2 protein-coding genes are annotated in these 1,659 nt (G+C 72.4%); both read left to right on the top strand.

What is annotated here, in order from left to right; all coding sequences use genetic code 11:
* Positions 1-145: 145 nt before the first annotated feature.
* Complete coding sequence (locus tag G6027_RS13900; protein ID WP_182637685.1) at positions 146-1,309, top strand: folate-binding protein YgfZ; 1,164 nt, start codon at positions 146-148, stop codon at positions 1,307-1,309.
* A 132-nt stretch (positions 1,310-1,441) separates the two neighbouring features.
* On the top strand, positions 1,442-1,645 hold the full coding sequence (locus G6027_RS13895; protein ID WP_182637684.1) for a DUF3073 domain-containing protein: 204 nt from the start codon (positions 1,442-1,444) through the stop codon (positions 1,643-1,645).
* Positions 1,646-1,659: the final 14 nt, after the last annotated feature.

The following is a 1,659-nucleotide window of genomic DNA, read 5'->3' as shown; positions in this document are numbered from 1 at the left end:
ACCCGGGGACGTGGGCCCTCAGGCCCGCCGGCGACCAGGACGACCACGCGCGCGTCCGCCGCCCGGTCCGTCGCCCGGCCCACTCCGTCGCCCACTGCAGTGCCCATGGCGGCAACACTACGACGACGCACGTAGGATCGCGATCGTGACCGTCCCAGCTGTGCCCGACCGGACCGACCATGGCTACCACAGCCCGATCCTGACCCGACCCGGCGCCGTGGACACGACGGGTCCGGGCCCCGACGCCGGGGTCCCGTTCCACTACGGCGACCCCTTCGGTGAGCAACGCGTGGCCACCACCTCCGTGGTGGTCGTCGACCGCTCCCACCGTGACGTGCTGACCATCGGCGGGGGCGAGCGGCTGAGCTGGCTCGAGGGCTTCGTCTCCCAGCACGTGGCCGAACTCGCGGACCGCTCGGGGGGCGAGACGCTGATCCTGGACGCCAACGGCCGGGTGGAGCACCACGTGGTGCTGTCCGACGTCGACGGGACGCTCGTCATGGACACCGAGCCCGGCCGGGGCGCGGCCCTGCTCACGTTCCTGACCCGGATGGTCTTCTGGGCCGATGCCACCCCGGAGGCCGCCGACCTCGTCGTCGTCACCCTCGCCGGCACCGGACTCCCCGGTGCCCTCACCGCTCCGGACGGGACCACGGTGGAGCTTCCCGTCGGCGACTACGCGAGCGTCCCGCTCCCGGGGGGCGGGATCGCGCGACGGATGCCGTGGCCCTTGGCGGGCTCCGTCGACCTCCTCGTCCCCCGCGCCGGGCTGCCCGCCTGGTTCGACGCGGCGGTCCGATCCGGCGCCCGACCCGCGGGCTCGTGGGCGTTCGAGGCCCTCCGCGCGGTCGAGACGGACCCGCTACGGGCCCGGCTCGGCGTGGACACCGACGAGAAGACCATCCCCCACGAGATCCCCACGTGGATCGGCGAGGTGGCGCAGCGCGGAGCAGTTCACCTGGACAAGGGGTGCTACCGGGGTCAGGAGACGGTCTCCCGCGTCCACAACCTCGGCAAGTCCCCCCGGGTGCTCGTACGGCTGCACCTGGACGGCTCCGGCGGCGACCAGTCGCTCTCCCCCGGCGCGGAGGTCCTGGCAGGTGGGCGCACCGTCGGTCGCGTGGGGACCGTCGTCCAACACCACGAGTACGGCCCGGTGGCGCTCGCCCTGCTCAAGCGGTCGGTGCCGTCCGACACCGTTCTCGAGGTGGATGGGGTCTCCGCAGCCATCGATCCCGACTCCCTCCCGCACGACTCCGGCCCGCAGGCCGGACGTGAGGCGATCCGCAGGCTGCGTGGCCAGGCGTAGGAGCCGGAGGTGGCCTCCACGACACCCGGGCGGACATTCCGCGCCGGGCACGCTATCCTGTGGACAGGCAGATACTCACATTGATGGGCACCCCCGAGGTGGCCCAGCACCGTTTCCGAGGGGGTCAGGTCAATGGGCCGAGGCCGCGCGAAGGCGAAGCAGACCAAGGTCGCTCGCGAACTCAAGTACAACACTCCGCAGACGGACCTAGAACGTCTCCAGGCGGAGTTGGCCGGTGGTGGCGCGCCCACCACGCGAGTCAGCACCGATCGGCCCGGTACTGACGAGGATGACGACCCCTACGGGTCGTGGTCCGACGGCGACAGCAGGTTCTGACCGCACTCCCCGAC

It is taken from the genome of Dietzia sp. SLG310A2-38A2, assembly GCF_014145095.1.
Classification (GTDB): domain Bacteria; phylum Actinomycetota; class Actinomycetes; order Mycobacteriales; family Mycobacteriaceae; genus Dietzia.
The sequence above is the reverse complement of the archived record's forward strand: the minus strand, read 5'-3'. Positions and strand labels throughout refer to the sequence as shown.